The sequence below is a fragment of the Halomonas sp. HP20-15 genome, from assembly GCF_033446685.1.
Taxonomy (GTDB): Bacteria; Pseudomonadota; Gammaproteobacteria; order Pseudomonadales; family Halomonadaceae; genus Modicisalibacter.
On the sequence record NZ_JAWQLY010000002.1, the window covers coordinates 438201 to 460293 of the forward strand.

Consider the following 22093-nt stretch of genomic DNA (forward strand, 5'->3'; position numbering starts at 1 on the left):
GCGGACCAACTGTCAGGCGATGGATTAGCATGGACGCACAGACCCTTATCATGGGGGGCTTCGGGCTACTGATTCTATTGGTGGCCTGGTTTCCGATCTTCATCTCGCACTTGCCGCTGACGCTACCGATGCTCTGCGTGGCGATCGGCTTCGGCGGTTTTTCGCTCCTCGGCGAGAACGGGCTGAGCCCGCGCGACTATCCAGGCACGCTGTCGGTATTGACCGAGCTGACCATCATCGTCTCGTTGGCCGGGGCGGGGCTGAGCATCGACAGGCCGTGGGCCTGGCGGCAATGGATGAATACCTGGCGTTTGCTGGGGATCGCCATGCCCTTGACGATCGCGGCCTGCGCCGCGCTGGCCGCGATCTATCTCGGCCTGCCCTGGGAGACGGCCGTGCTGATCGGTGCCGTCATCGCGCCCACCGACCCCGTGCTCGCCGCCGACGTGCGCGTAGGGCCGCCGCGCGAAGAGGCTGAAGACGAGGTGCGTTTCAGTCTGACCTCCGAGGCCGGTCTCAACGACGGGCTGGGTTTCCCCTTCACCATGCTGGCGCTCGGGCTCGCCGCGCATGGCACGCTGGGTGACTGGACCTGGCACTGGCTGGCCGTCGACGGATTGTGGCGCTGTGTCGCGGGTGTAGCCGCCGGCTGGCTCGTCGGCCGCCTGTTGGGGAACATGGTGTTTCGCCTCGGCGCGCAGACGATCGCCCGCACCGGCCAGGGTTTCGCATCGCTGGGCATCACCTTCGTCGCCTACTCCGCGGCTGAGTACATTCATGGCTACGGCTTCATCGCCGTCTTCGTGGCGGCGCTGATGCTGCGCAGCCGCGACGACGAGTATGGCTACCATCTGCGCCTGCACGGCTTCATCGAACAGATCGAACACCTGTTGATGATGATGCTGCTGGTGTTGTTCGGCGGCAGTCTCGCCGGGCCGTTGCTCGAGGAACTGACCTGGCCGATGGCCATCGCGGCGATAGTCGTGCTGTTCGTCATCCGTCCGCTCGCCGGCATGATCAGCCTGCTCGGCTCCCGCCTGCGAAGCTGCGAACGGGTCATCGTCAGCCTGTTCGGCATCCGCGGCGTCGGCTCGTTCTTCTACCTCGCCTATGCGACCAACATCGGCGACTTTGCCCAGATCGATGCGGCCTGGGCCTTCGTCGGTTTCATCGTGCTGCTGTCGATCTTTTCCTACGGCATGTTGTCGGCGCCCCTGATGAGCTGGCTGGATCGGCGTCAGGCGGCTCTCGCCGGGGCCGAGCAGAAACCGGGGTGACGCTCCCGGGGCGGTCCCCTTAACGGGCATCCGGTTGCACGCCCGGCGCCGCCCGCTGGAAGGCCTCCAGCGTCTCGCAGCGCTCGGCGATGCGCCGGAGCGTCGGGTAGCCGCTCAGGTCGCACTCGAAGCGCTTGGCATTGAACACCTGCGGCACCAGGCACAGATCGGCCAGACTCGGCGCGTCGCCGTGGCAGAACGCGCCGGCGTACCGTGTCGGCAACGACCTCGCGACTGGGGCGGTACGCTCGGTATTCAGCCAGGACGTGGGGCCAGGTACGTTCAGCGTCTCCTATCCCCGGGTCGAGGCGGATTGGAATGATGCCGAGCGCGATGGTGTATCACTGATCGACACTAATAGCTCCGGCGGATTCGTCGACGTTTACGATGAGATTCACGTGTTGATAGACATCAGCTTATCTCTGGAGTCCGGTCGATAATGTCATCTATGGGATTGAGTTGGAGCACGCGATGCGAGAAACCATGGATCATCGAGATGGCAGCGTAGACCGGATTCAGGGAAGCGTTAACTATAAATTCTCAGTCGCAGCGGGTAAGCACCAAGTGCCACGCCCTGAAGAGTGCTCGGACCAGCGTTCTATTTCGTGAGTTTCTTAAGTGTATTATTCCGGGGTAGGGACCGGTGCCATGCACTTAGGGCTGTATTGTGTCACTTTGTCATCCTAACTTGTGCGCGACCCTAAAGGTTACTTGGTTACGGTTTAGTTGCTGAATGTGATCTGGCGTCATGTGGGGATAGCGCATCGCCATATGAATGGTGTAACGGCCGAATCCAACATGGCTTTCAAGGGGTGTTTAACGAGTTGATATACATTTTTAAATTTTTCAAGGAGGCGTAGAGAATCATTATTCAACTTTTAGTGGCGCTCCTGAGTAGGCGGGTAACCAACGCGCCGCCGAAAGGCGCGCGAGAAACTCGAAACATCTGCGAATCCTAGGTCCATGGCGATAACACCAATGGGCCGCTGGGTATGGTGTAGCCAATGCCTCGCCCAAAAAAGTCGACGGTTCATGACATATTGCTGAGGCGACACGCCGAACTGGCGTTGGCACAAAAGGTGGAATTGGCTCTGACCAAGATGCAAGGCGTCAGCTAACTCCGTATTGTCCGGGGGAGATGCGAGTCGCTGGTCGATAAAGCGATTCAACGCCTCTACGGAGAGTCTCTGACGCTGCATGGCTCCCTTATAGACATCGTCCACCAGCTGGCTGAACTGACTCACGAACAGCATGGCCAACTGATGATTGACCAGGCGTGTTCGCTTCTCATCGCTGGCTGCTTTTACCTGCGTCGTCGCGAATTCCACCAGGGGAAGCAGTGTTGGAGGCAAGCTGAGCGTACGAGGTTCGGCAAACAGCGATTCGCGTAGGTCTAGCGCACAACTCTCTTCCAAGGAGGCCAGGCAGGGATCGGCGGCATCAAGATCGATCACGAAAACCTCGCACTCGGCCTGGCGGCCCAGATAGGAGTGAGGTTCCCCGGAAGGCAAGATGGCGGCTTGGCCCAGCACTAAACGGCCACCCCCGTGCGTAAACTCATAATCCATGGCGCCATGCCAGCCCAACATCAGTTGCGGAGCGTCGTGACAATGTTCGCCTGACGTGCGAGCAATCGGATTGCATCGAGCCTGAGTCTGCTGCATGAGCCTGTTACCGGAAGGGTGGCATTGCGGAGCCTGAGTCAACGCTTGCGGAGCCTGGAGCAATAGAACCGACCGTAAGCCTCATAGACTGGCCTCTGGCACAATTAAAAAGAGGTTGACATGTTTCTCAATGCCGAACAAGTGACCCAGGCGCTGCCTTGGGATGCCATGGTCGAGGCGCTGGACGCTGTCTTCACTCGTACCGTTCATTCTCCGGTGCGTCACCACCACCATATGCACGTTCCTGGCGATCCGGATGCCACCCTGCTGCTTATGCCCGCTTGGATCGAAGGCCAGTACCTTGGCGTCAAGCAGGTAAACGTATTTCCCGGCAACAGTGCCAGGGGGGAACCCGGACTCAGCAGCCACTACCTGTTGAGCTGCGCTCGTACCGGCCGCCACCTGGCGCAACTGGACGGTAACGAATTGACAGCGCGTCGCACGGCAGGCGCTTCCGCACTGGCTGCACGTTATCTGGCCCGGGAGGATGCCAGGGAATTGCTGATGGTCGGGGCAGGGCGCATGGGCCACCGGCTGATTCCTGCACACCGAGCCATTCGACCGATCGAGCGGGTGCGGGTCTGGGACATTCGTGAATCTTCTGCGCAAGCGCTGGTTGAAGAACTCGTCGCCGAGGGAATCGATGCTCAGGTAATTCCCTCAGATGGCTTGGCCGAGGCCGTAGGACGTGCCGATATCATCAGTTGCGCCACGCTCAGTCGGGAACCACTGATTCGAGGGGAATGGCTGTCACCCGGGACCCATGTGGACCTGGTCGGCAGTTTTACACCGCAGATGCGCGAAGCCGATGACGAAGTCATGCGCCGGGGCGCGATCTTCGTGGATACGCGTGCCGGGGCGTTGAGCGAAACCGGCGACCTGATCGATCCGCTGGCTAGTGGTGTCATTACCGAAGCGGATATTCTTGCCGATTTCCCCGATCTTTGCGGCGTCAGACATGCCGGACGCCCTGCTCTGGCCGACGCCGACCGAGCCATTACCGTCTTCAAGTCGGTCGGTGCCTCCATTGAGGATCTGGCTGCTGCTATTGCTGCCTTTGAGAGAAGCACTGGCTGATCGCGACGATTACCGCCGATCAAAGACGTAAACAAAACAATGCCAATATAAGTGACGACTAACCATGAAAAATGACTCCGAGGCGGTTGCGCTTCCATCGCTTGGCATGGCATTGCTGCCGATCGTATTGACGATCGGGCTGCTGGCCATTCAATTGTTCTATTATGACGATTTCACGCCTCATATTCCGTTGGCGCTGGGCGCGGCCATTGCCGCCATCTTCGGTTGGAGCCGAGGCTATCGCTGGAAGGAGATGGAGGCCGGCGGTTTCAAACTCCTACACGTAGCGATGCCGGCGGTCGCCACGCTGGTCGTGGTCGGTATGCTGATCGGTGTACTGATTGCTAGCGGCACCGTACCGACCCTGATCTACTTCGGGCTCGAGCTTCTCAGCCCGCAGTGGTTTCTGGCCGCCACTATGCTGATGTGTGCCGTGGTGTCGCTGGTGGTCGGTTCCTCCTGGACCACCGTCGGTACGGTAGGGCTAGCGCTGATGGGTATCGGCGTCGCATTGGAGATACCGGTGTACTGGACAGCGGGCGCTATCGTCTCTGGTGCCTTTTTTGGTGACAAGATGTCGCCGCTCTCGGATACCACCAACCTCTCTCCGGCAGTCACCGAAACCAATATATTCGATCACATCAGGAATATGTTGCCGACCACCGTACCGGCAATGCTGATAGCGTTGGTGATCTACGCATGGGCGGGAGGCGCCGATCACGCCGGTGCAGGCTCGCTTGAGCGCATCGTGAATATTCGCGAGGGGCTAGGCGCCACCTTCCATCTGGGTTTCTGGCAGCTGATTCCGCTGCTGATCATCCTGACTCTGGCCTTTCTGAAGGTGGCGCCCATTCCAGCACTGTTTACGGCTACTTGTCTGGGCGGCGTGATCGCCATACTGACCCAGAACGCATCTTTCCATGATGTGCTGACCTACGCTCACAGCGGCTATACCGTCGAGACCGGCGTGGGGCCGCTGGATAGCCTGCTCAACCGTGGTGGGGTCACCTCCATGACCTGGGTAGTCACGCTGATCATTTTTGCGTTGGTATTCGGCGGTATTCTTGAGAGGACCCGTTGCCTTGAGAAAGTGGTAACGGCCATCACCGAGAAGGCGCGCAGTTTCAGGGCGCTGCAGACCAGTGCAGTGCTCACGCCGATTTTCGTCAATGCCATTGCCGGCGATGTCTATCTTTCCATTGCCTTGCCGGGGCGTATGTACGTCAGCGCCTATGATCGTCTGGGCTACTCACGACTCAACCTCTCTCGCGCCATCGAAGAGGGCGGCACGTTGGTGTCCCCCCTCATTCCTTGGAACGTGGGGGGCGCCTTCGTGATGACCACGCTGGGGCTTACGGTCGGCGACGGCGATCTGAGCGCACTGCTCTATATTCCGCTTGCCTTTGCCTGCTGGCTCTCGCCGCTGCTGAGCATCATCTACGCCCAGTTCGGCCTGTTCTCCTACAAGGCGGATCCGCAAAAGCGTCCCAACAGCGACCAGCCCGCACGGCTATCCTCGCAAGTAGACGCCGAAGGGCCGATACCGTCTCGCGATGAGAACATTGCACTTGAGAATTCGGGTATATAATGACTGCCAAGGCATATTCACTCCGCCCCGACGTCGTTGTCGTCGGAGCAGGCCTTATTGGCATGACCAGTGCCCTGAAGCTCCGCCAGGAGGGGCTTCGGGTACTGGTGCTCGATCGCGACGAGCCTGGCAAGGGGGCCTCCTTCGGGAATGCGGGCTATCTGGCCACCGAATTGGTCAACCCGCTCTCGACCCCAAATACCCTACGTAGGGCGCCAGAGCTATTGCTTGATCCCCATGGCCCACTGGTACTGCCGCCGCGCTATCTACCATCGCTGATGCCTTGGCTTTGGCGCTTTACACTGGCTGCACGCAAAAAAGCAGTCGGTCAGGGCCAGCGCGCCCTGGCCGCGCTAAACGCTCAAGCACTGGGAGCCTGGCAACGCTGTCTAGACGGTATCGGCGCCCAGGATGAACTGATCGCCTCAGGCTATCTGATGGTATGGGAAAAGCCGAACGCGCTGGATCAGGCGCGCCGGCATCAGGCGCGCCTCAACGAGTATGGCATCGATGCAGAACTGCTCGACGCCAACGCCGTGCAGACGCGAGATAGCGGTCTGAGCCGCAGCATCCATCACGCCCTGCTCTTTCCTAACGCCCATCAGGTCAGCGATCCTTATCGGGTAGTGCAGCGTCTGGTTGAAGCATTCAGAAAGGCAGGTGGCGAGATCGATTGCGAAAGTGTCGAGCAAATCGACGCCACCCACGAAGGCGTGACGATAACCACCGATCAGCGCCGTATCGAGGCGGGCCGTGTAGTCATTGCCACCGGTGCGTGGAGCAGCCGGCTTGCCGAGCAGTTGGGCCTGAAGATTCCGCTGGAGAGCGAAAGCGGCCATCACCTGACGCTCTCGGATCGTATAGGCGCGCTACGTCAGCCCATTGGCTCGGCCGAACGCAACGTAGTATTGACGCCCATGCAGTGCGGTCTGCGGGCGGTGGGGTTTTCCGAATTGGGCGGGCTGGCGCTCAAGCCCAACCCCAAACGCTCGCGTACGCTCAAGCATCATGTATCGGCACTGTTGAGCGATAATGTTGGTGTTGAGAAGGCCCGGGACTGGATGGGGTTTCGTCCCACATTGCCTGACTCCCTGCCGGTTATCGGCAAACACCCGCGTCATCCCCAAGTACAGTTCGCCTTCGGCCACCAGCACTTGGGGCTGACTCAAGCAGCGATTACGGCGGAGCTTGTTGCCGATCAGCTGATGGGTCGTGCTCCGGATATCGACCTGACGCCTTTCCGAGCAGGTCGTTTCGAGCGTGCCTGAGTTGCGGAGAATATAGAAACCAATAGGAGCGTCAATGCACCTATGGAGCGCCTGTTTCGAAGCTCGAAGAGCGAATGGGTTCCTGCCTTGAGTTATCCGAGCATTCACGATGCCAGAAAACATCGGTGAGTAGCTGAGAGAGTCGCCGGCGAACCGGCGATGGACGAGTATCAAGGAGTCAGGGCTTGGTCGTGAGGGCTCCAAATATGGGCTCGATGATTATCTAGAAATCAAATATATCTGTATGGGGAATCTAGATATCTGACCAGATTTTTTTCCCAGACCCTGCTTGGACCGGTGTTCTTCGAGTTCATTTAACGCAAGGACGAGGACGGCTTTGGTGAGGGCGATTTCAAGGCGCTCTTCGAATCGGTCGAACGCGATCAGGTTCGCCGTGGGTAGTCGAGGCCAACGACTGACCGGTTAGCCTGATGCTACTGTGGCTTACTTCAGCCCCTTAGCATTCATACCATTCATACGATAAGGGGCTGACTGCGTCAGAGAACTCTACATCAATGGGACTGCAGGCCCTGACTTGTGCAGTTGCTTTGCCATGTCTCAGGTGGCGTCCGGCTGATGCTCCGGACGGGCCCGCTGGAAGGCCTCCAGCGTCTCGCAGCGCTCGGCGATGCGCCGGAGCGTCGGGTAGCCGCTCAGGTCGCACTCGAAGCGCTTGGCATTGAACACCTGCGGCACCAGGCACAGATCGGCCAGACCCGGTGCGTCGCCGTGGCAGAACGCGCCGGTGGCGGGGGAATCGGCAAGCGACATCTCCAGCGCATCGAAGCCCTCGGCGATCCAGTGGCGGTACCAGGTCAGCTTGGCGGCCTCGTCGAGACCCAGCTCGCCGGTCAGGTACTTGAGCACCTTGAGGTTGTCGAGCGGATGGATCTCGCAGGCGATCAACTGGGCCAGCGCGCGCACCCGGGCGCGGGCCTCGGCGTCTGAGGGCAGCAGGGGCGGATCGGGATAGCGCTCGTCGAGGTATTCGCAGATCGCCAGCGACTGGGTCAGCCGCGCGCCGTCGTCGGTCTCGAGTGTCGGGACCAGCCCCTGGGGGTTGCGGGCGAGGTTGTCCCCGCTGCGCTGCTCGCCGTTGACCAGGTCGACCGCGACCCGCTCATAGTCGAGACCCTTGAGGTTGAGCGCGATGCGCACCCGATAGGCCGCCGAGGAGCGAAAGTAGCCGTAGAGTTTCATCGGGGCCTCCGCTCATTTCGCCTGGTATTGGACGACTTGCTGGTCGATGGCGCCGAAGATGCTGTCGCCCTGACGGTCGAACATCTCGATGCGTACCCGATCGCCGAAGCGCAGGAAGGGTGTGGCCATCTCGCCATGCAGGATCTTCTCGACCATGCGCACCTCGGCCAGGCAGCTGTAGCCGACCCCACCGTCGGCGACCGGCTTGCCGGGGCCGCCATCGACGCCGGGGTTGGAGACGGTGCCCGAGCCGATGATCGCGCCCGCGCCCAGGTGGCGGGTCCTGGCGGCATGGGCGACGAGCTGCGGAAAGCTGAAGATCATGTCGGGGCCGGCCTCGGGCTCGCCGAACTTCTCGCCGTTGAGATGCACGGTCAGCGGCAGGTGGACCCGGCCGTCGTGCCAGGCGTCGCCCAGCTCGTCCGGCGTCACGGCGACCGGCGAGAAACTCGAGGCCGGCTTGGACTGGAAGAACCCGAAGCCCTTGGCCAGCTCGCCGGGGATCAACCCGCGCAGGCTGACGTCGTTGACCAGCATGATCAGCTTGATGTGGCCGGCGGCCCGTTCGGGGCTGACGGCCATCGGCACGTCGTCGGTAATCACCGCTAGTTCGCCTTCAAGGTCGATGCCGTGCTCCTCGCTGAGCGCCTCGATATCCGCGGTCGGCGCCAGGAAACGGTCGCCGCCGCCCTGGTACATCAGCGGGTCGCTCCAGAACGTCTCGGGCATCTCGGCGCCGCGGGCCTGGCGCACCAGCTGGACGTGATTCAGGTAGGCCGAGCCGTCGGCCCAGTGGTAGCTGCGCGGCAACGGCGAGTGCAGCGCGCTCGTGTCGAGATCGAAGGCGTCCGCGGCCCGGCCGTCGTTGAGCTCGGCATAGGCTTGCTCCAGCCGGGGGGCGAGGGCGTCCCAGTCCTCGATGGCCTGCTGCAGGGTGGCGGCGATCTGCGGCACGCGAACGGCGCGGGTCAGGTCGCGGGAGACCACGATCAGCTGGCCGTCGCGGCCCTGGTTGAGTGTGGCGAGTTTCATTACTTCGTCCTTGTTGTCATCGGAAAATCGGTCATCAGCGCTGGTCGGGGGTGAAGTGCGAGCGCAGTCCCGCCCACACGTCGACGTAGTCGCGCTGGCGGAAGTCGGCGTCCAGGGCGGCCGGCGTAGGCTGGTACACGTAGCGGCTCTCGAACATGAAGGCCAGGGTGTCGCCCAGGCGCTGCGGGGCCAGTTCGGCGGACGTCGCCTTCTCGAAGGTCTCCGCGTCCGGCCCGTGGGGCGACATGCTGTTGTGCAGGCTGGCCCCGCCAGGCAGGAAGCCTTCGGCCTTGGCGTCGTACTCGCCGTGGATCAGGCCCATGAACTCGCTCATCAGGTTGCGATGGAAGTAGGGCGGGCGAAAGGTGTGCTCGGCCACCATCCAGCGCGGCGGGAAGATCACGAAGTCGATGTTGGCCATTCCCGGCGTGTCGGACGACGAGGTCAGCACGGTGAAGATCGACGGGTCGGGATGGTCGAAGCTGACCGTGTTGATGGTATTGAAGCGAGCCAGGTCGTACTTGTAGGGCGCGTAGTTACCGTGCCAGGCCACCACGTCGAGTGGCGAATGATCGAGCCGGGTCGCCCACAGCCGGCCCGAGAACTTGGCGATGAGCTCGAAATCGCCGGTTTCGTCCTCGTAGCAAGCCACCGGGCTCAGGAAGTCGCGCGGGTTGGCCAGCCCGTTGGCACCGATCGGCCCCAGGCCGGGCAGCTCGAAGGGGCTGCCATAGTTTTCGCAGACATAGCCGCGGGCCGCCTTGGCGCCGTCGGCGAGCCGGACCTGGAACTTGATCCCGCGTGGCACGACGGCAATCTCGCCCGCAACGACTTGCAACGCGCCCAGCTCGGTACGCAGCGCGAGCGTGCCCTGCTGCGGCACGATCAGCAGTTCTCCATCGGCGTTATAGAAGAAGCGCTCGGTCATGTCGCGGTTGAAGGCGTAGACGTGCACGCCGCAACCGGTCTGCGTCGTGGCGTCGCCATTGACGGCGATCGTCATCAGCCCGTCGATGAAGTCGGTGGGGGCATCGGGCAGCGGACGCGGGTCCCAGCGCATCTGGTTGGGATCGGCGGCCGGCTCGCGCGGCGGCGCCGTGTCCCATTGCCCCGCCTCGAGCGGACGATAGGCGCTCTGCGCCACCGAGGGGCGGATGCGGTACAGCCAGCTTCGCAGGTTATGGCTGCGCGGGGCGGTGAACGCCGAGCCGGTCAGTTGCTCGGCATAGAGTCCGTAGGGGCAACGCTGGGGCGAGTTCTGGCCTTCCGGCAGGGCGCCGGGCAGGGCCTCGGTGGCATGATGGTTACGGAATCCGCTTGAGTATTCCGGTTCGTTGTTGTCCATGAGCGTTCCTCGTCATCGATAAGGGCAAGACATGACCACGCCGCCAAATAGTTTCATTTGAAACTTTATAGTGATGCTAAGAGCTTGCCAATGACGGCGTCAAGCGTGACGCGCCGAGCCGTCGTCATTGCCCCGCACGGCACCGACTGCTCACGTTTGAAACGGCCGATGACGGCTCATGCCAAGAGGTCGGCAAGTTGGTACGCACATGTCTTTACCGCGCCGGCGGCCGCTTCAGCGTCCAGGTCGTCCAGCGCGACCACGCCGATGCTGCCCTCGAAGCCCGAGCGCGAGGACTTGCCCGCGAGCGGGCAGGCCACGCCGACGGCGCCGCGCTGCAACTGACCGCGGGTGATGCTGTAGCCCTGCTGGCGGGCCGTGCGGATCTCGCTGCTGTCCGTCTCGCTCTCGGGGCGCGCGGAAAGGATGGCGATGCCGGCCGCGCCGATGGCCAGCGGGTGGCGGCTACCGACCCGGTAGCCGACCCGCAGCAAGCCGTCTTCCGGTTCGGCCACCATCAGGGCCACGCACTCCTCGCCCTGGGCGGCCGAAAGATAGGCCGTGGCGTGAGTGTCCCGGGCCAGCCGGCGCAGCAGGGGCTCGGTCACGCTGCGCAGTTGCGGTTCGAACTGAGACGCCAGGGCAAGAATGCCGCCACCCAGGCAAATGGCGCCGTCCTCCTTCCGATACGCCAGGGCGTTGGCTTCAAGCGTCGCCACGATGCGATAGACGATGGCGCGATTGATGGCGAGTTCCGTCGCCAGCTCCGCAATGCTCAGGCCACCAGGGTGGCGTGCGATGATCTTGAGTGCGTGGAGCCCCCGGTCGAGGGTTTGCAATTGGCTCATCGTTCGTGACTCGTCATGACTGAATTAAACGCCCTTTAGACTTTGGGCTAGAGAGCCCGCTGTGGGCCCGCTTTCCGCTTGACCCTGATCAAGCGCTTACCTATGTTCGTTCACAGAACAAGGCTTTTCAATAAAAGTAAAACATAGCGCAAGACGAGGCCCGCCATGCCCACGCCCCGGACCCCGCCGCTCGCTGCAGGGGAACGCTGCCCTTTCAGTGCTGCCGGTTCAGGCCCTGTCGCCGAATCGCCGAATGGTTGCCCCGTTTCCCCCCGGGCCGCGACGTTCGACCCGTTCGAGCGCGACTATCAGCTCGATCCGGCCGAGGCCCTGCGCTGGTCGCGCGATCAGGAACCGGTGTTCTACAGCCCCAGGCTGGGCTATTGGGTCGTCAGCCGCTATGCCGATGTGAAGGCCATCTTCCGCGACAACCGGACGTTCTCGCCGTCCATCGCGCTGGAGAAGATCACCCCGGTCTCGCAGGCTGCCCAGGACACGCTCAAGCGCTACGGCTATGCCATGAATCGCACGCTGGTCAACGAGGACGAGCCGGCGCACATGGAGCGGCGCCGGGCGCTGATGAAATCCTTCGAGCTTGAGGAATTGGCGCACCACGAGGCCATGGTGCGCCGCCTGACGCGCGAGTCCCTGGATCGGCTGGTCGACCAGGGCGAGGCCGAACTGGTCGACGAGATGCTCTGGGAGATCCCGCTGACGGTGGCCCTGCACTTTCTCGGGGTGCCCGAGGAGGACATGGACACCCTGCGCGAGTATTCCATTGCGCACACCGTGAATACCTGGGGCCGTCCATCGCCGCAAGAGCAGGTCGCCGTCGCACAAGCGGTGGGCAAGTTCTGGCAATACGCCGGCCAGGTCCTGGATAGGATGCGCCAGGACCCGTCCGGTCATGGCTGGATGAAATATGCCATTCGCCGCCAGCAGGAACTGCCGGAGGTGGTCACCGACTCCTACCTGCACTCGATGATGATGGCCGGCATCGTGGCTGCGCACGAGACCACCGCCCACGCCGCCGCCAACATGCTGCGGCTGTTGCTGGAAAACCGCACGGTGTGGGAGGACCTGTGCGCCAACCCCTCGCTGATTCCCAACGCCGTGGAAGAGTGCCTGCGTCTGTCGGGGTCCGTTGCCGCCTGGCGGCGAATCGCCACCACCGAGACTCGCATCGGCGACGTGCCGATCCCCAGGGGAGCCAAGCTGCTGATCGTCAGCGCTTCGGCGAACCATGACGAGCGTCATTTCGAGAACCCCGACGTCCTGGACATCTACCGCGACAACACGACGGATCACCTGACGTTCGGCTATGGCAGCCACCAGTGCATGGGCAAGAACCTGGCGCGCATGGAGATGCGCATCTTCCTCGAGGAGTTCACCCGCCGCCTGCCGCACATGGAGCTCGTCCCGGACCAGACCTTCACCTTCGTCCCGAATACCTCCTTCCGTGGTCCGGAGCATTTGTGGGTGCGTTGGGACCCGGCCGCCAACCCCGAACGCCGCGATGCCTCGCTACGCGAGCGGGGCCGCGACTTCCCCCTGGGTGCGCCCTCCAAGCGAGACGCCGAGCGCGAGGTCGTGGTCACCCAGGCCGTGGGTGAAGCCAGGAACGTCCTGCGGCTGGAACTCGCCGATCCGGACGGCCGGGCGCTGCCACGCTGGACCCCGGGCGCGCACGTCGAGGTGGTGATAGGCGACTACACCCGCAAATACTCGCTGTGCGGCGATCCCGACGACGACCGCCACCTGCAGATAGCGATCCGCCGGGAATCGCCGGGGCGCGGCGGTTCCCGTCACATCCATGACACCGTCAAGCCGGGCACACGGCTGCGCCTGCGGGGGCCGCGTAACCACTTCCGCCTGGACGAGAGTGCCGTGAGCTACCTGCTGATCGCCGGCGGGATCGGCATCACGCCGATCATCGCGATGGCCGACCGGCTCAAGCGGCTCGGCAAGGACTACGTCATTCACTACTGCGGTCGCTCCCGGGCTACCATGCCCCTGCTGGAGCGGCTGGCGCGCGATCACGGCGCCCGGCTGCAGCTCTATCCTGGCGATGAAGGGCGGCGCATCGAGCTATCCACTATCCTGGCCGACCGCGGTCAGGCCCAGGTATATGCCTGCGGCCCCGAACGCCTGCTCGATGCCTTGGCGGCCAGCGCCGGAGATGCCTCGGAGTGCATCCATGTGGAGCACTTCTCGGCGAGTGGCGCGGCCCTGGTTCCCAGCCAGGAGCATGCCTTCGAGGTGGTGCTCGGCGATTCCGAATTGAACGTCCCCGTCGCCGCCGACCAGACCGTGCTGCAGGCCTTGCGCGGCGTGGGGGTCGACGTGCCCAGCGACTGCGAGGAGGGGCTTTGCGGTACCTGCGAGGTGGCCGTGCTTGACGGGGAGGTCGATCATCGCGACAAGGTGCTGACCGCGCAGGAGCGAGCCGCCAACCGGCGCATGATGACCTGCTGCTCACGGGCCCGGGGCGGCAAGCTTGTCCTGGGTATCTGAAGGGGAGGGCGCGCCGTGCTGCTCCTGGGCCTGACGGCCATACAACAATACCAATCCATCATTCCGCCCGCGCGGAACAATCAGGGAGTCTCCTGTGAACAACAACACTTCGAAGCTCGCCACGCTCGCCTGCGGCGCCACGCTACTCCTGGCGGGAACCGCGTCCGCCCAGACCACGCTCAAGGTCAGCCACTACCTGCCGTCGGTACATGGCATCCACACCGATTTCATCGTGCCCTGGACGGAGCAGGTGACCGCCTGCACCAACGGTGAGGTCCAGTTCGAGATCTACCCGGGCGGCACCCAACTGGGCAACGTCGCCAAGCAGCAGGAACAGGTGATGGCCGGGGTCGTGGATATCGCCCATGGCCTTCAAGGCATCCCGCGCGGACGCTTCCCACGGACGTCGCTGATCGAGCTGCCCTTCCTGACCCGCGACGCCGGCGCCGCCAGCGAGACCCTCTGGCAGATGTACCCCGACTACCTGGCTCCGGAATATCGTGGGCTCAAGGTGTTGGCGCTGCACGCCCATAACGGCGGACTCATCCACACCGCGGACAAGAAGGTGCAAACCATGGAGGACATGCAGGGGCTGCGTCTGCGCACCCCGAGTCCCGCTGTTTCCCAGATGCTCACGGCGCTGGGTGCCACGCCGCAGGGGCTGCCGCCGGGCGAGGTCTACGAGAACATCCAGAAGCATGTGATCGACGGTACGGTGTTTCCCTGGGATCCGGTGAAATCCTTCGGCCTGAACGAGGTGCTCGACTATCACCTGGATGCCGGTGCCTACACGGTGCCGTTCTTCTTCGTGATGAATCAGCGCAAGTACGACTCCCTGCCCGAGAACGTCCAGGCGTGCATCGACGAGGCATCCGGCGATTCGCTGGTGGCCAAGTTCGGTGACTGGTGGGACAAATGGGATGCCGCGGGTCGCGAGGAGGCCGAGGCGTCCGGCGATGTCATCACCCATCTCTCGGACGCCGAGCGCCAGCGTTGGCGTGAAACGCTGCAGCCCGTTACCGAGGCCTATATCGAGGAGACGGCCAACCAGGGGGTCGACAACGCACGCGAGATCTATGAGCGCATGCGTGAACTGCTCGCCGAGAAGCAACAGCAACAATAAGCGACGGAACCTTCCTGAACGGACCGGCGCCAGTTACGGCGCCGGAATGTCGTTAGCGATGCGAGTTCTTGTATGAATTATCTGATAGCGGGGTTGCGGTCGCTCGTCACGCTGTCCGCGGTGACGGGAGTCGCCGCCTACGCGGCGGCCGCCTTGTTGACCGTGGCCGACGTCATCGGCCGCCAGCTGGGCCACGCCGTGCCCGGCGTCGTCGATCTGGTCCAGCTGTTCGTGCTGGGCGGCGCCTGGCTGGTCATTCCCTACGCCTTCATGACCGGGGCGCACGTGGGGGTGGACCTGCTCGTCGAGTCGCTGCCCCGCCGGCTGACGGGCGTGATGCGCGGCGTCGCGGGGCTCGCGGCCATGGCGCTGCTGGCGATGATGCTCTACTTCTGTCACGCCACCTTCCAGCAGCAGATGATGTTCGGTGATCGCTCTCAACAGTTGGGCATCCCGATCTTCTACTACTGGCTGCCGCTGCTATTTGGCATCGGACTCTCCATCGTCGGGGTCGCGCTGGGACTGACGCCGTCTCGACAGCCGGTCCCCTCGACGGAGGCAAGCCCATGAGCGGTGCCATGCTCGGCCTGGCAGGCTTTGGCCTCACCCTGGTATTGATCGCGTTCGGATTCCCGGTTGCCGTGGCCATGGCGCTCGTCGGTGTCGGGGGCTTCTGGTGGCTGAACGGCGTCATGGGCGCCGGCTTCATCCTGGGGTCTTCCCCCTTCGAGGCGATCTTTCCCTATTCGCTCAGCGTGGTGCCGCTGTTCGTGATGATGGGCGTCTTCGCGGCCCGTGCCGGGCTGTCGCGCTCGTTGTTCGACATGGTCAACAGCTTTCTCGGCCATGTTCGCGGCGGGCTCGCCGTCACCGGCGTGGGCGCCTGCGCCATCTTCGGAGCCATCTGCGGCTCGTCACTGGCCACGGTCGCGACCATGGGGCGGGTAGCCATTCCCGAGATGCAGAAGCGAGGCTACGACGGCTCGCTGTCGTCGGCGTCCATCGCCGCGGGCGGCACGCTGGGCGTACTGATTCCGCCCTCCATCCTGCTGGTGATCTACGGCCTTCTCACCCAGACGTCGATCGGCCAACTGTTCATCGGCGCCATCCTGCCCGGCATCCTCGGTGCGCTGCTGTATGGATTGGCGATCGTGGTGCGCGTGCGTATGGCGCCGCATCTGGCGCCATCCACGCCCCGGGCGGGATGGGGCGTGCGGCTGGCCGCGCTACGCCGGGTCTGGGGCGTGGTAGTGCTGTTCGCGCTGGTGATCGGGGGCATCTATCTCGGCTGGTTCTCGCCGACCGAGGCCGCCGCGGTCGGCGCCGTGGGGGCCTTTGTCCTGGCGCTCTTGTCCGGCGAATTGACGCGTGATGCGCTGCGGGGGGCGGTACTGGAAACGGCCGGGCTCTCCGGCATGATCTTCTTCATCCTGATCGGCGCCTCGCTGTTCAACTACTTCCTGGAGACCACGGGGCTGCCCCGCGCGCTGATCGACGGCATCGACGGGAGCGGGTTATCCCCGGCCATGGTGCTGGCCCTGATCATGCTGTTCTACATCATCCTCGGCTGCTTCATGGATGCCATGTCGATGATTCTGCTGACCGTGCCGTTCCTGGCGCCGGTCGCTGCCTCGCTGGATTTCGACATGGTGTGGTTCGGCATTCTCGTGGTGACGGTCGCCGAGATCGGCCTGATCACTCCGCCTATCGGCATGAACCTGTTCGTGGTGCAGGCGACCCAGCCGGAATTGACCCAGCGGACGGTCATTCGCGGGATATTGCCCTTCATCCTGGCGGATGTGGTGCGGCTCGTGTTGCTGGCGGCAATCCCGGCGCTGACGCTATGGCTACCGGGAAAGATGTTCTGACCTCGGGTCTCAGCGTCACTACGGCCTAGGAATGGCGCGCATACGAAAACCGCCACCCGGAGCGATCCGACGGTGGCGGTTTTTGCGATGTTCTTGGTCGGAGTAGCAGGATTCGAACCTACGACCTCTGCCTCCCGAAGGCAGCGCTCTACCAAGCTGAGCTATACTCCGACGCGGTTGGGCGTGTGCCTCAACGGAGGTGCATTATACGCACTGCAAGGCGCTTGGCAACCCCCGTGCGACGCTCAGGACTGGCGGTCCACGGCCAGTCGGGCAAGCTCCGCCATGGTGTCGCGATAGCGGCTCGGCGCCAGCATGTCGAGCTGTTCCAGCGCGCGCTCGGCCATCTCTTCGGCGCGCGTGCGGGTATACTCGAGCGCGCCGGTGGCGTGGACGATGGTCAGTACCTCGTCGAGCCGTTCGAGGCCGCCCTGGCGGATCGCCCGGCGGATCAGTTTGGCCTGCTCGGGGCTGCCTTCGCGCATGGCGTGGATCAGCGGCAGGGTAGGCTTGCCCTCGGCCAGATCGTCGCCGACGTTCTTGCCCATGGTGTCGGCATCGCCCTGGTAGTCGAGCAGGTCGTCGATCAGCTGGAAGGCGAGTCCCAGGTAGCGGCCGTAGAGACGCAGTGCCTCTTGCTGCTCGTCGCTGCCTTCGGCGAGGATCGCGCCGCTGTGCGAGGCGGCCTCGAACAGCATTGCCGTCTTGCCGTGGATGGTGTCGAAGTAGGCGGTCTCGTCGATGTCCGGGTTGCCGACGTTGGTCAGCTGCAGCACCTCGCCCTCGGCGATCGTGCAGGTGGCCGCGGACAGCACCTCCATGACCCGCATCGAACCGACCTCGACCATCATCTGGAACGAACGCGAATAGAGGAAGTCGCCGACCAGTACCGAGGGCGCGTTGCCCCAGTGTTCGTTGGCGGTGGTGCGTCCGCGGCGCAGGCTGGATTCGTCGACCACGTCGTCATGCAGCAGCGTCGAGGTGTGCATGAACTCGATCAGCGTGGCCAGGGTGATGTGCTTGTCGCCGGCATAGCCGAGCGCGCGCGCCGAAAGCAGTACCAGCAGCGGGCGCAGGCGCTTGCCACCGCTCTCGATGATGTAATGGCCGATGGTCTCGACGAGCGGAACCCGCGAGTTCAACTGGGCGAGTACGGTGCGGTCGACGGCGGCGAAGTCCTCGGCCACCGCTGCATGGATAGGCGATGCGTTGGGTTGCATGTAGTGGCTGTCTGTCAGGGAGTTGGCGAAACCCGGGACGCGCGTCCAGCGTTTCTTCGAGGCGCCGTATGGGTCGCTCCTGCGTCCGGCGCCGGCCATGGCTTGCCCGCTATGCTATGAGGGGGGGTGGGGGGCGTCAAGGCGAGGCGTCACGCGGGATCCACCTGCGCGATCCCCTTGTGAACTCCGGCGCCGATGGTTATAATCCGCGACCCTAACTCATCACGCTCCCTGTCAGATGGCTGCCGGAAGGGGCGCCACTCGCCGCAGGCCGATGAAGAGCCAATCCCCGATGAGTGTCTGGAGACAAAGTATGTACGCTGTTATCAAGAGTGGCGGTAAGCAATACCGCGTCCAGGAAGGCCAGACCCTGAAGCTCGAGAAGCTTGAAGTGGCCACCGGCGACAGCCTGGATTTCGACCAGGTACTGCTGGTCGCCGATGGCGACGACGTCAAGGTCGGCGCACCGCTGGTCGATGGTGCCAAGGTTTCCGCCGAGGTCGTGTCCCACGGCCGTGGCGAGAAGGTCACCATCATCAAGTTCCGTCGCCGCAAGCACTCCATGCGTCGTCAGGGCCACCGTCAGTGGTTCACCGAAGTCAAGATCACCGGGATTTCCGCCTGAGCGGTAGCACTCCCCTGAACCTGCGAGGACTTTGCAATGGCTCATAAGAAGGCAGCCGGTAGTACACGTAACGGTCGCGATTCCGAATCCAAGCGCTTGGGCGTCAAGCTGTTCGGTGGCCAGGTCGTGGCCCCGGGCAACATCATCGTCCGCCAGCGCGGCACGCGCTTCCACGCCGGCACCGGTGTGGGCATCGGCAAGGATCACACCCTGTTCGCACTGGACGAAGGCGTGATCAAGTTCGAGACCAAGGGTCCGAAAAACCGCAAGTTCGTGAGCGTCGTCTCCGCCTGAGACCTCTCTCGAACGAGCACTGAAAAGGCCCCGCCAGCGCGGGGCCTTTTCGTATATGGCGGCGGTGGCCGTCAGGAGAATGTCAGATGCAGTTCGTCGACGAAGCCTCGATCATCGTGGAGGCCGGCAATGGCGGCAGCGGTTGCCTGAGTTTCCGCCGCGAGAAGTATGTGCCCAAGGGCGGCCCGGATGGCGGCGACGGCGGTCATGGCGGCAGCGTCTACCTGATCGGTGACGACGCGCTGAACACCCTGATCGATTTCAAGTACCAGCGCTTCTACAAGGCGCAGAACGGCCAGCCCGGGCAGGGTCGCCAGATGAGCGGCAAGGCCGGCGACGAGCTGCACGTCAAGGTGCCGGTGGGCACCACGGTGATCGACGAGGACACCCTCGAGGTGATCGCCGACGTCACCGAGATCGGCCAGGTCGTGCTGGTCGCCCAGGGTGGGCGCCGCGGACTGGGCAATATCCACTTCAAGTCGTCGACCAACCGCGCGCCGCGGCGCACCACCCCGGGGACGCCGGGCGAGCGCCGCAACCTGCGCCTGGAGATGAAGGTGATGGCCGATGTCGGTCTGCTGGGGATGCCCAATGCCGGCAAGTCGACGCTGATTCGCGCGGTGTCCGCCGCCAAGCCCAAGGTCGCCAACTACCCGTTCACCACGCTGGTGCCCAACCTGGGGGTGGTCAAGCTGGGCACCCACGAGCACTTCGTGATGGCCGACGTGCCGGGCTTGATCGAGGGGGCCTCCGACGGCGCCGGGCTGGGGCTGCGCTTCCTCAAGCACCTGACCCGCACGCGGTTGCTGTTGCACGTGGTCGATGTCGCGCCCTTCGACGAGTCGGACCCGGTGGACTCCGCCCGCGCCATCGCCCGCGAACTCGAGCAGTTCTCCCCGGCGCTCGCCGAGCGACCGCGCTGGCTGGTGCTCAACAAGCTCGACCTGCTGCACGAGGCGGAGCGCGAGGCGCGGGCCCAGGCGATCGTCGACGCGCTGGGCTGGCAGGGGCCGGTATTTCGGACCTCGGCGATCTCGAGCGAGGGCACCGCGCCGCTGGTCCAGGCGGTCTATCGCTGGCTGACCGAGCAGCGCCGGCTCGAGGCCGAGGACGAGTCGGCCGCCGAGTTCGAGCGCGAGATGCGCGCGCGAATGGAGGCCGAGGCGGTGGCGCGTGCCGAGGCGCGGCTGAGCCGCAAGCGCAAGCCGGTCGAGGCGGATCAGGACGACGACGACGACTTCGATGACGATGACTACGACGTCGAGGTCGAATACACGCCGTAGGGCGGTGTGGCTGAGATGAGGCTGGGTCGTGATGGCGGAAGATAACAGGGGCGAGCGGGCCCCGGGCCGTGAGGCGCTGACCGGCGCGCGTCGGGTGGTGGTCAAGATCGGTAGTGCGTTGCTGACCAATGATGGACGCGGCCTCGACGAGGCCGCCATCGGCGGCTGGGTCGATCAGATCGCCGCCCTGCACGCGCGCGGCATCGAGGTGGTGCTGGTCTCCTCCGGCGCGGTGGCGGCGGGCATGGCCCGGTTGGGCTGGAGCATGCGGCCGTCGGCGGTCCATGAGCTGCAGGCCGCGGCGGCGGTCGGTCAGACCGGCCTGGCGCAGTGCTACGAAGGGCATTTCGCGCGCCACGGTTTGCGCAGTGCCCAGGTCCTGCTGACCCACGACGACCTGTCCAACCGCAAGCGCTACCTGAACGCCCGCTCGGCGCTGCGCACGCTGGTCGACCTGCGCGTGGTGCCGGTGATCAACGAGAACGATACCGTGGTCACCGACGAGATCCGCTTCGGCGACAACGATACCCTGGGCGCGCTGGTCGCCAACCTGCTCGAGGCCGAAGTACTGGTCATCCTCACCGACCAGGAGGGGCTGTTCGACGCCGACCCGCGTCACAACGCCGCCGCCCGGCTGATTCACGAGGGCCGGGCCGGCGATCCGCAACTGGCCGCGGTAGCCGGCGGTGGCGGCGCACTGGGGCGCGGCGGGATGGCCACCAAGATTCGCGCGGCGCGGCTGGCGGCGCGCTCCGGGGCGGTCACGGCGATCGCCAGCGGTCGCCAGGCCGAGGTGCTGACCCGGCTGGTCGACGGCGAACGCCTGGGGACCCTGCTGCGTCCGGAGCATGCGCCGCTGGCGGCGCGCAAGCGCTGGCTGGCGGGGCAGCTGCAGGTGCGCGGCAGCCTGACGCTGGATGCCGGCGCAGTCAGCGTGCTGCGCGATCGGGGCTCGAGCCTGTTGCCGGTCGGCGTTAAGGCGGTCAGCGGTGCGTTCGTGCGCGGCGACATGGTGGTCTGTGTCGACGAACAGGGCGAGCGGGTCGCCAAGGGGCTGGTCAACTACGGCAGCGACGAGGCGGCGCGCATCGCCGGTCAGCCGAGCCATCAGATCGAGGCGATCCTCGGCTACATGGAAGCCCCCGAGCTGATCCACCGCGACAATCTGGTGGTCGTTTAACCCTCGCAGGCCAGTCGTCATGCGCCCTGTGGCAAGCCACGGTGGCGCGTGATAGAATGCCGCATCCTCTCAGACATGGCCGTCACCAGCGAGTTCGTTGCTGCATGGCCAGACCGGTTTGGAAGCATCTGATTACCGAATCGGATCAAACACTTACACCGCATTTTATGGTTCTCCAAGGAGATTACGGTGGCGAATACCAAGCAAGCACAGAAGCGTGCCCGTCAGGCCGAACAGCGTCGCAAGCACAACGCCAGTCAGCGTTCGATGGTGCGTACCTACATCAAGCGCGTGATCAAGGCGGTGCAGGGCGGCGATCATGCCCAGGCCATGGACGCCTTCAAGGCGGCGCAGCCGGTCATCGACCGCATCGCCGACAAGGACGCGATTTCCAAGAAGAAGGCCGCGCGCCTGAAGAGCCGCCTCAACAAGCGGGTCAAGGCGCTGGCTGCGTAAGCCGGACGTCGCTGAGGTGTCTCGCCTAGCCCCAACGGGCGGCGGGAGACCCGAGAAAAACCGGCTGCGGCCGGTTTTTTTGTGCATGCCGTTTAGAGGGTGCTTTCAAAGCAGGCGAGCGAAGACAAGGCAAGGCAAAATCAGACGAAATAGCGGAGTTTACATGGGGTTAAATGAGCATATTGAGGATGGTTTTAACGCCGTATTGTCGAGCGTAGCCCTTTTTAAACA

General features: G+C 63.9%; 20 protein-coding genes, 1 tRNA gene and 1 pseudogene. 14 read left to right on the plus strand and 8 right to left on the minus strand.

All coding sequences use genetic code 11. The features are described 5' to 3' along the window. Positions 1–29: 29 nt before the first annotated feature. The gene (locus tag R6258_RS04460; RefSeq protein WP_318447912.1) at positions 30–1277 is read left to right on the plus strand and encodes a cation:proton antiporter; all 1248 of its coding nucleotides are present in this window, start codon (positions 30–32) and stop codon (positions 1275–1277) included. Between the two features lie 19 nt (positions 1278–1296). Here R6258_RS04460 and R6258_RS04465 read toward each other — a convergent pair whose 3' ends face one another. Both R6258_RS04465 and R6258_RS04470 read right to left on the minus strand, forming a co-directional pair. Then, positions 1297–1500, minus strand: coding sequence for a hypothetical protein (locus R6258_RS04465; RefSeq protein WP_318447914.1), 204 nt, complete (start codon positions 1498–1500; stop codon positions 1297–1299). 655 nt (positions 1501–2155) lie between these two features. Continuing rightward, complete coding sequence (locus R6258_RS04470) at positions 2156–2941, minus strand: AraC family transcriptional regulator (RefSeq protein WP_318447916.1); 786 nt, start codon at positions 2939–2941, stop codon at positions 2156–2158. Between the two features lie 120 nt (positions 2942–3061). Here R6258_RS04470 and R6258_RS04475 point away from each other — a divergent pair, with 120 nt between their 5' ends. The 4 genes and pseudogenes from R6258_RS04475 to R6258_RS04490 all read left to right on the plus strand — a co-directional run. After that, on the plus strand, positions 3062–4018 hold the full coding sequence (locus R6258_RS04475; RefSeq protein WP_318447919.1) for an ornithine cyclodeaminase family protein: 957 nt from the start codon (positions 3062–3064) through the stop codon (positions 4016–4018). A gap of 64 nt (positions 4019–4082) precedes the next feature. Then, the gene (gene nhaC / locus R6258_RS04480) at positions 4083–5606 is read left to right on the plus strand and encodes a Na+/H+ antiporter NhaC (protein WP_318447921.1); all 1524 of its coding nucleotides are present in this window, start codon (positions 4083–4085) and stop codon (positions 5604–5606) included. Continuing rightward, entirely contained in the window at positions 5606–6874 is a 1269-nt protein-coding gene (locus R6258_RS04485) for an NAD(P)/FAD-dependent oxidoreductase (RefSeq protein ID WP_318447924.1), read from the plus strand. Before nhaC ends, R6258_RS04485 begins: the two co-directional genes overlap by 1 nt. A gap of 282 nt (positions 6875–7156) precedes the next feature. Continuing rightward, positions 7157–7276 (plus strand): annotated as a pseudogene (locus tag R6258_RS04490) (4-hydroxyphenylpyruvate dioxygenase); the annotation flags it as partial. Between the two features lie 156 nt (positions 7277–7432). Here R6258_RS04490 and maiA read toward each other — a convergent pair. The 4 genes from maiA to R6258_RS04510 form a co-directional block, all read right to left on the minus strand. Continuing rightward, positions 7433–8074 carry a maleylacetoacetate isomerase gene (gene maiA / locus R6258_RS04495; RefSeq protein ID WP_318447926.1) on the minus strand — a complete coding sequence of 214 codons (642 nt, stop codon included), beginning with the start codon at positions 8072–8074 and terminating at the stop codon, positions 7433–7435. A 12-nt stretch (positions 8075–8086) separates the two neighbouring features. Further along, the gene (locus R6258_RS04500; RefSeq protein WP_318447929.1) at positions 8087–9106 is read right to left on the minus strand and encodes a fumarylacetoacetate hydrolase family protein; all 1020 of its coding nucleotides are present in this window, start codon (positions 9104–9106) and stop codon (positions 8087–8089) included. A 34-nt stretch (positions 9107–9140) separates the two neighbouring features. Next, positions 9141–10451, minus strand: a complete 1311-nt coding sequence (hmgA, locus tag R6258_RS04505; protein ID WP_318447931.1) for a homogentisate 1,2-dioxygenase — start codon at positions 10449–10451, stop codon at positions 9141–9143. 176 nt (positions 10452–10627) lie between these two features. Next, positions 10628–11299, minus strand: a complete 672-nt coding sequence (locus R6258_RS04510) for an IclR family transcriptional regulator (RefSeq protein WP_318447934.1) — start codon at positions 11297–11299, stop codon at positions 10628–10630. A 165-nt stretch (positions 11300–11464) separates the two neighbouring features. Between R6258_RS04510 and R6258_RS04515 the strand changes: the two genes are divergently transcribed. The 4 genes from R6258_RS04515 (at position 11465) to R6258_RS04530 (ending at position 16804) form a co-directional block, all read left to right on the plus strand. Then, entirely contained in the window at positions 11465–13813 is a 2349-nt protein-coding gene (locus R6258_RS04515; RefSeq protein ID WP_318447936.1) for a cytochrome P450/oxidoreductase, read from the plus strand. A 94-nt stretch (positions 13814–13907) separates the two neighbouring features. Further along, a complete protein-coding gene (locus tag R6258_RS04520; RefSeq protein WP_318447939.1) occupies positions 13908–14936 on the plus strand; it encodes a TRAP transporter substrate-binding protein in 1029 nt (342 codons plus the stop codon). Between the two features lie 72 nt (positions 14937–15008). Next, positions 15009–15506, plus strand: a complete 498-nt coding sequence (locus R6258_RS04525) for a TRAP transporter small permease (protein WP_318447941.1) — start codon at positions 15009–15011, stop codon at positions 15504–15506. Beyond that, positions 15503–16804: a TRAP transporter large permease gene (locus R6258_RS04530; RefSeq protein ID WP_318447943.1), complete on the plus strand. Its 1302-nt coding sequence runs from the start codon at positions 15503–15505 to the stop codon at positions 16802–16804. Before R6258_RS04525 ends, R6258_RS04530 begins: the two co-directional genes overlap by 4 nt. 94 nt (positions 16805–16898) lie before the next feature. Here R6258_RS04530 and R6258_RS04535 read toward each other — a convergent pair. Together R6258_RS04535 and ispB are read right to left on the minus strand one after the other, a co-directional pair. Next, positions 16899–16975 (minus strand) — tRNA-Pro (locus R6258_RS04535). A 74-nt stretch (positions 16976–17049) separates the two neighbouring features. After that, on the minus strand, positions 17050–18024 hold the full coding sequence (ispB, locus tag R6258_RS04540; protein WP_318447946.1) for an octaprenyl diphosphate synthase: 975 nt from the start codon (positions 18022–18024) through the stop codon (positions 17050–17052). 313 nt (positions 18025–18337) lie between these two features. On the opposite strand from ispB, the gene rplU reads away from it, so the two are divergent. From rplU to rpsT, 5 genes are all read left to right on the plus strand, one after another. Then, positions 18338–18649 (plus strand): 50S ribosomal protein L21, encoded by a 312-nt coding sequence (gene rplU / locus R6258_RS04545; protein ID WP_318447949.1) that lies wholly within the window; start codon positions 18338–18340, stop codon positions 18647–18649. Positions 18650–18685: 36 nt separating this feature from the next. Beyond that, complete coding sequence (gene rpmA / locus R6258_RS04550) at positions 18686–18943, plus strand: 50S ribosomal protein L27 (protein WP_318447951.1); 258 nt, start codon at positions 18686–18688, stop codon at positions 18941–18943. 86 nt (positions 18944–19029) lie between these two features. After that, positions 19030–20226 (plus strand): Obg family GTPase CgtA, encoded by a 1197-nt coding sequence (cgtA, locus tag R6258_RS04555; RefSeq protein WP_318447954.1) that lies wholly within the window; start codon positions 19030–19032, stop codon positions 20224–20226. 31 nt (positions 20227–20257) lie between these two features. After that, positions 20258–21406 carry a glutamate 5-kinase gene (proB, locus tag R6258_RS04560; protein ID WP_318448042.1) on the plus strand — a complete coding sequence of 383 codons (1149 nt, stop codon included), beginning with the start codon at positions 20258–20260 and terminating at the stop codon, positions 21404–21406. Between the two features lie 189 nt (positions 21407–21595). Next, entirely contained in the window at positions 21596–21862 is a 267-nt protein-coding gene (rpsT, locus tag R6258_RS04565; protein WP_136068395.1) for a 30S ribosomal protein S20, read from the plus strand. Positions 21863–22093 lie beyond the last annotated feature (231 nt).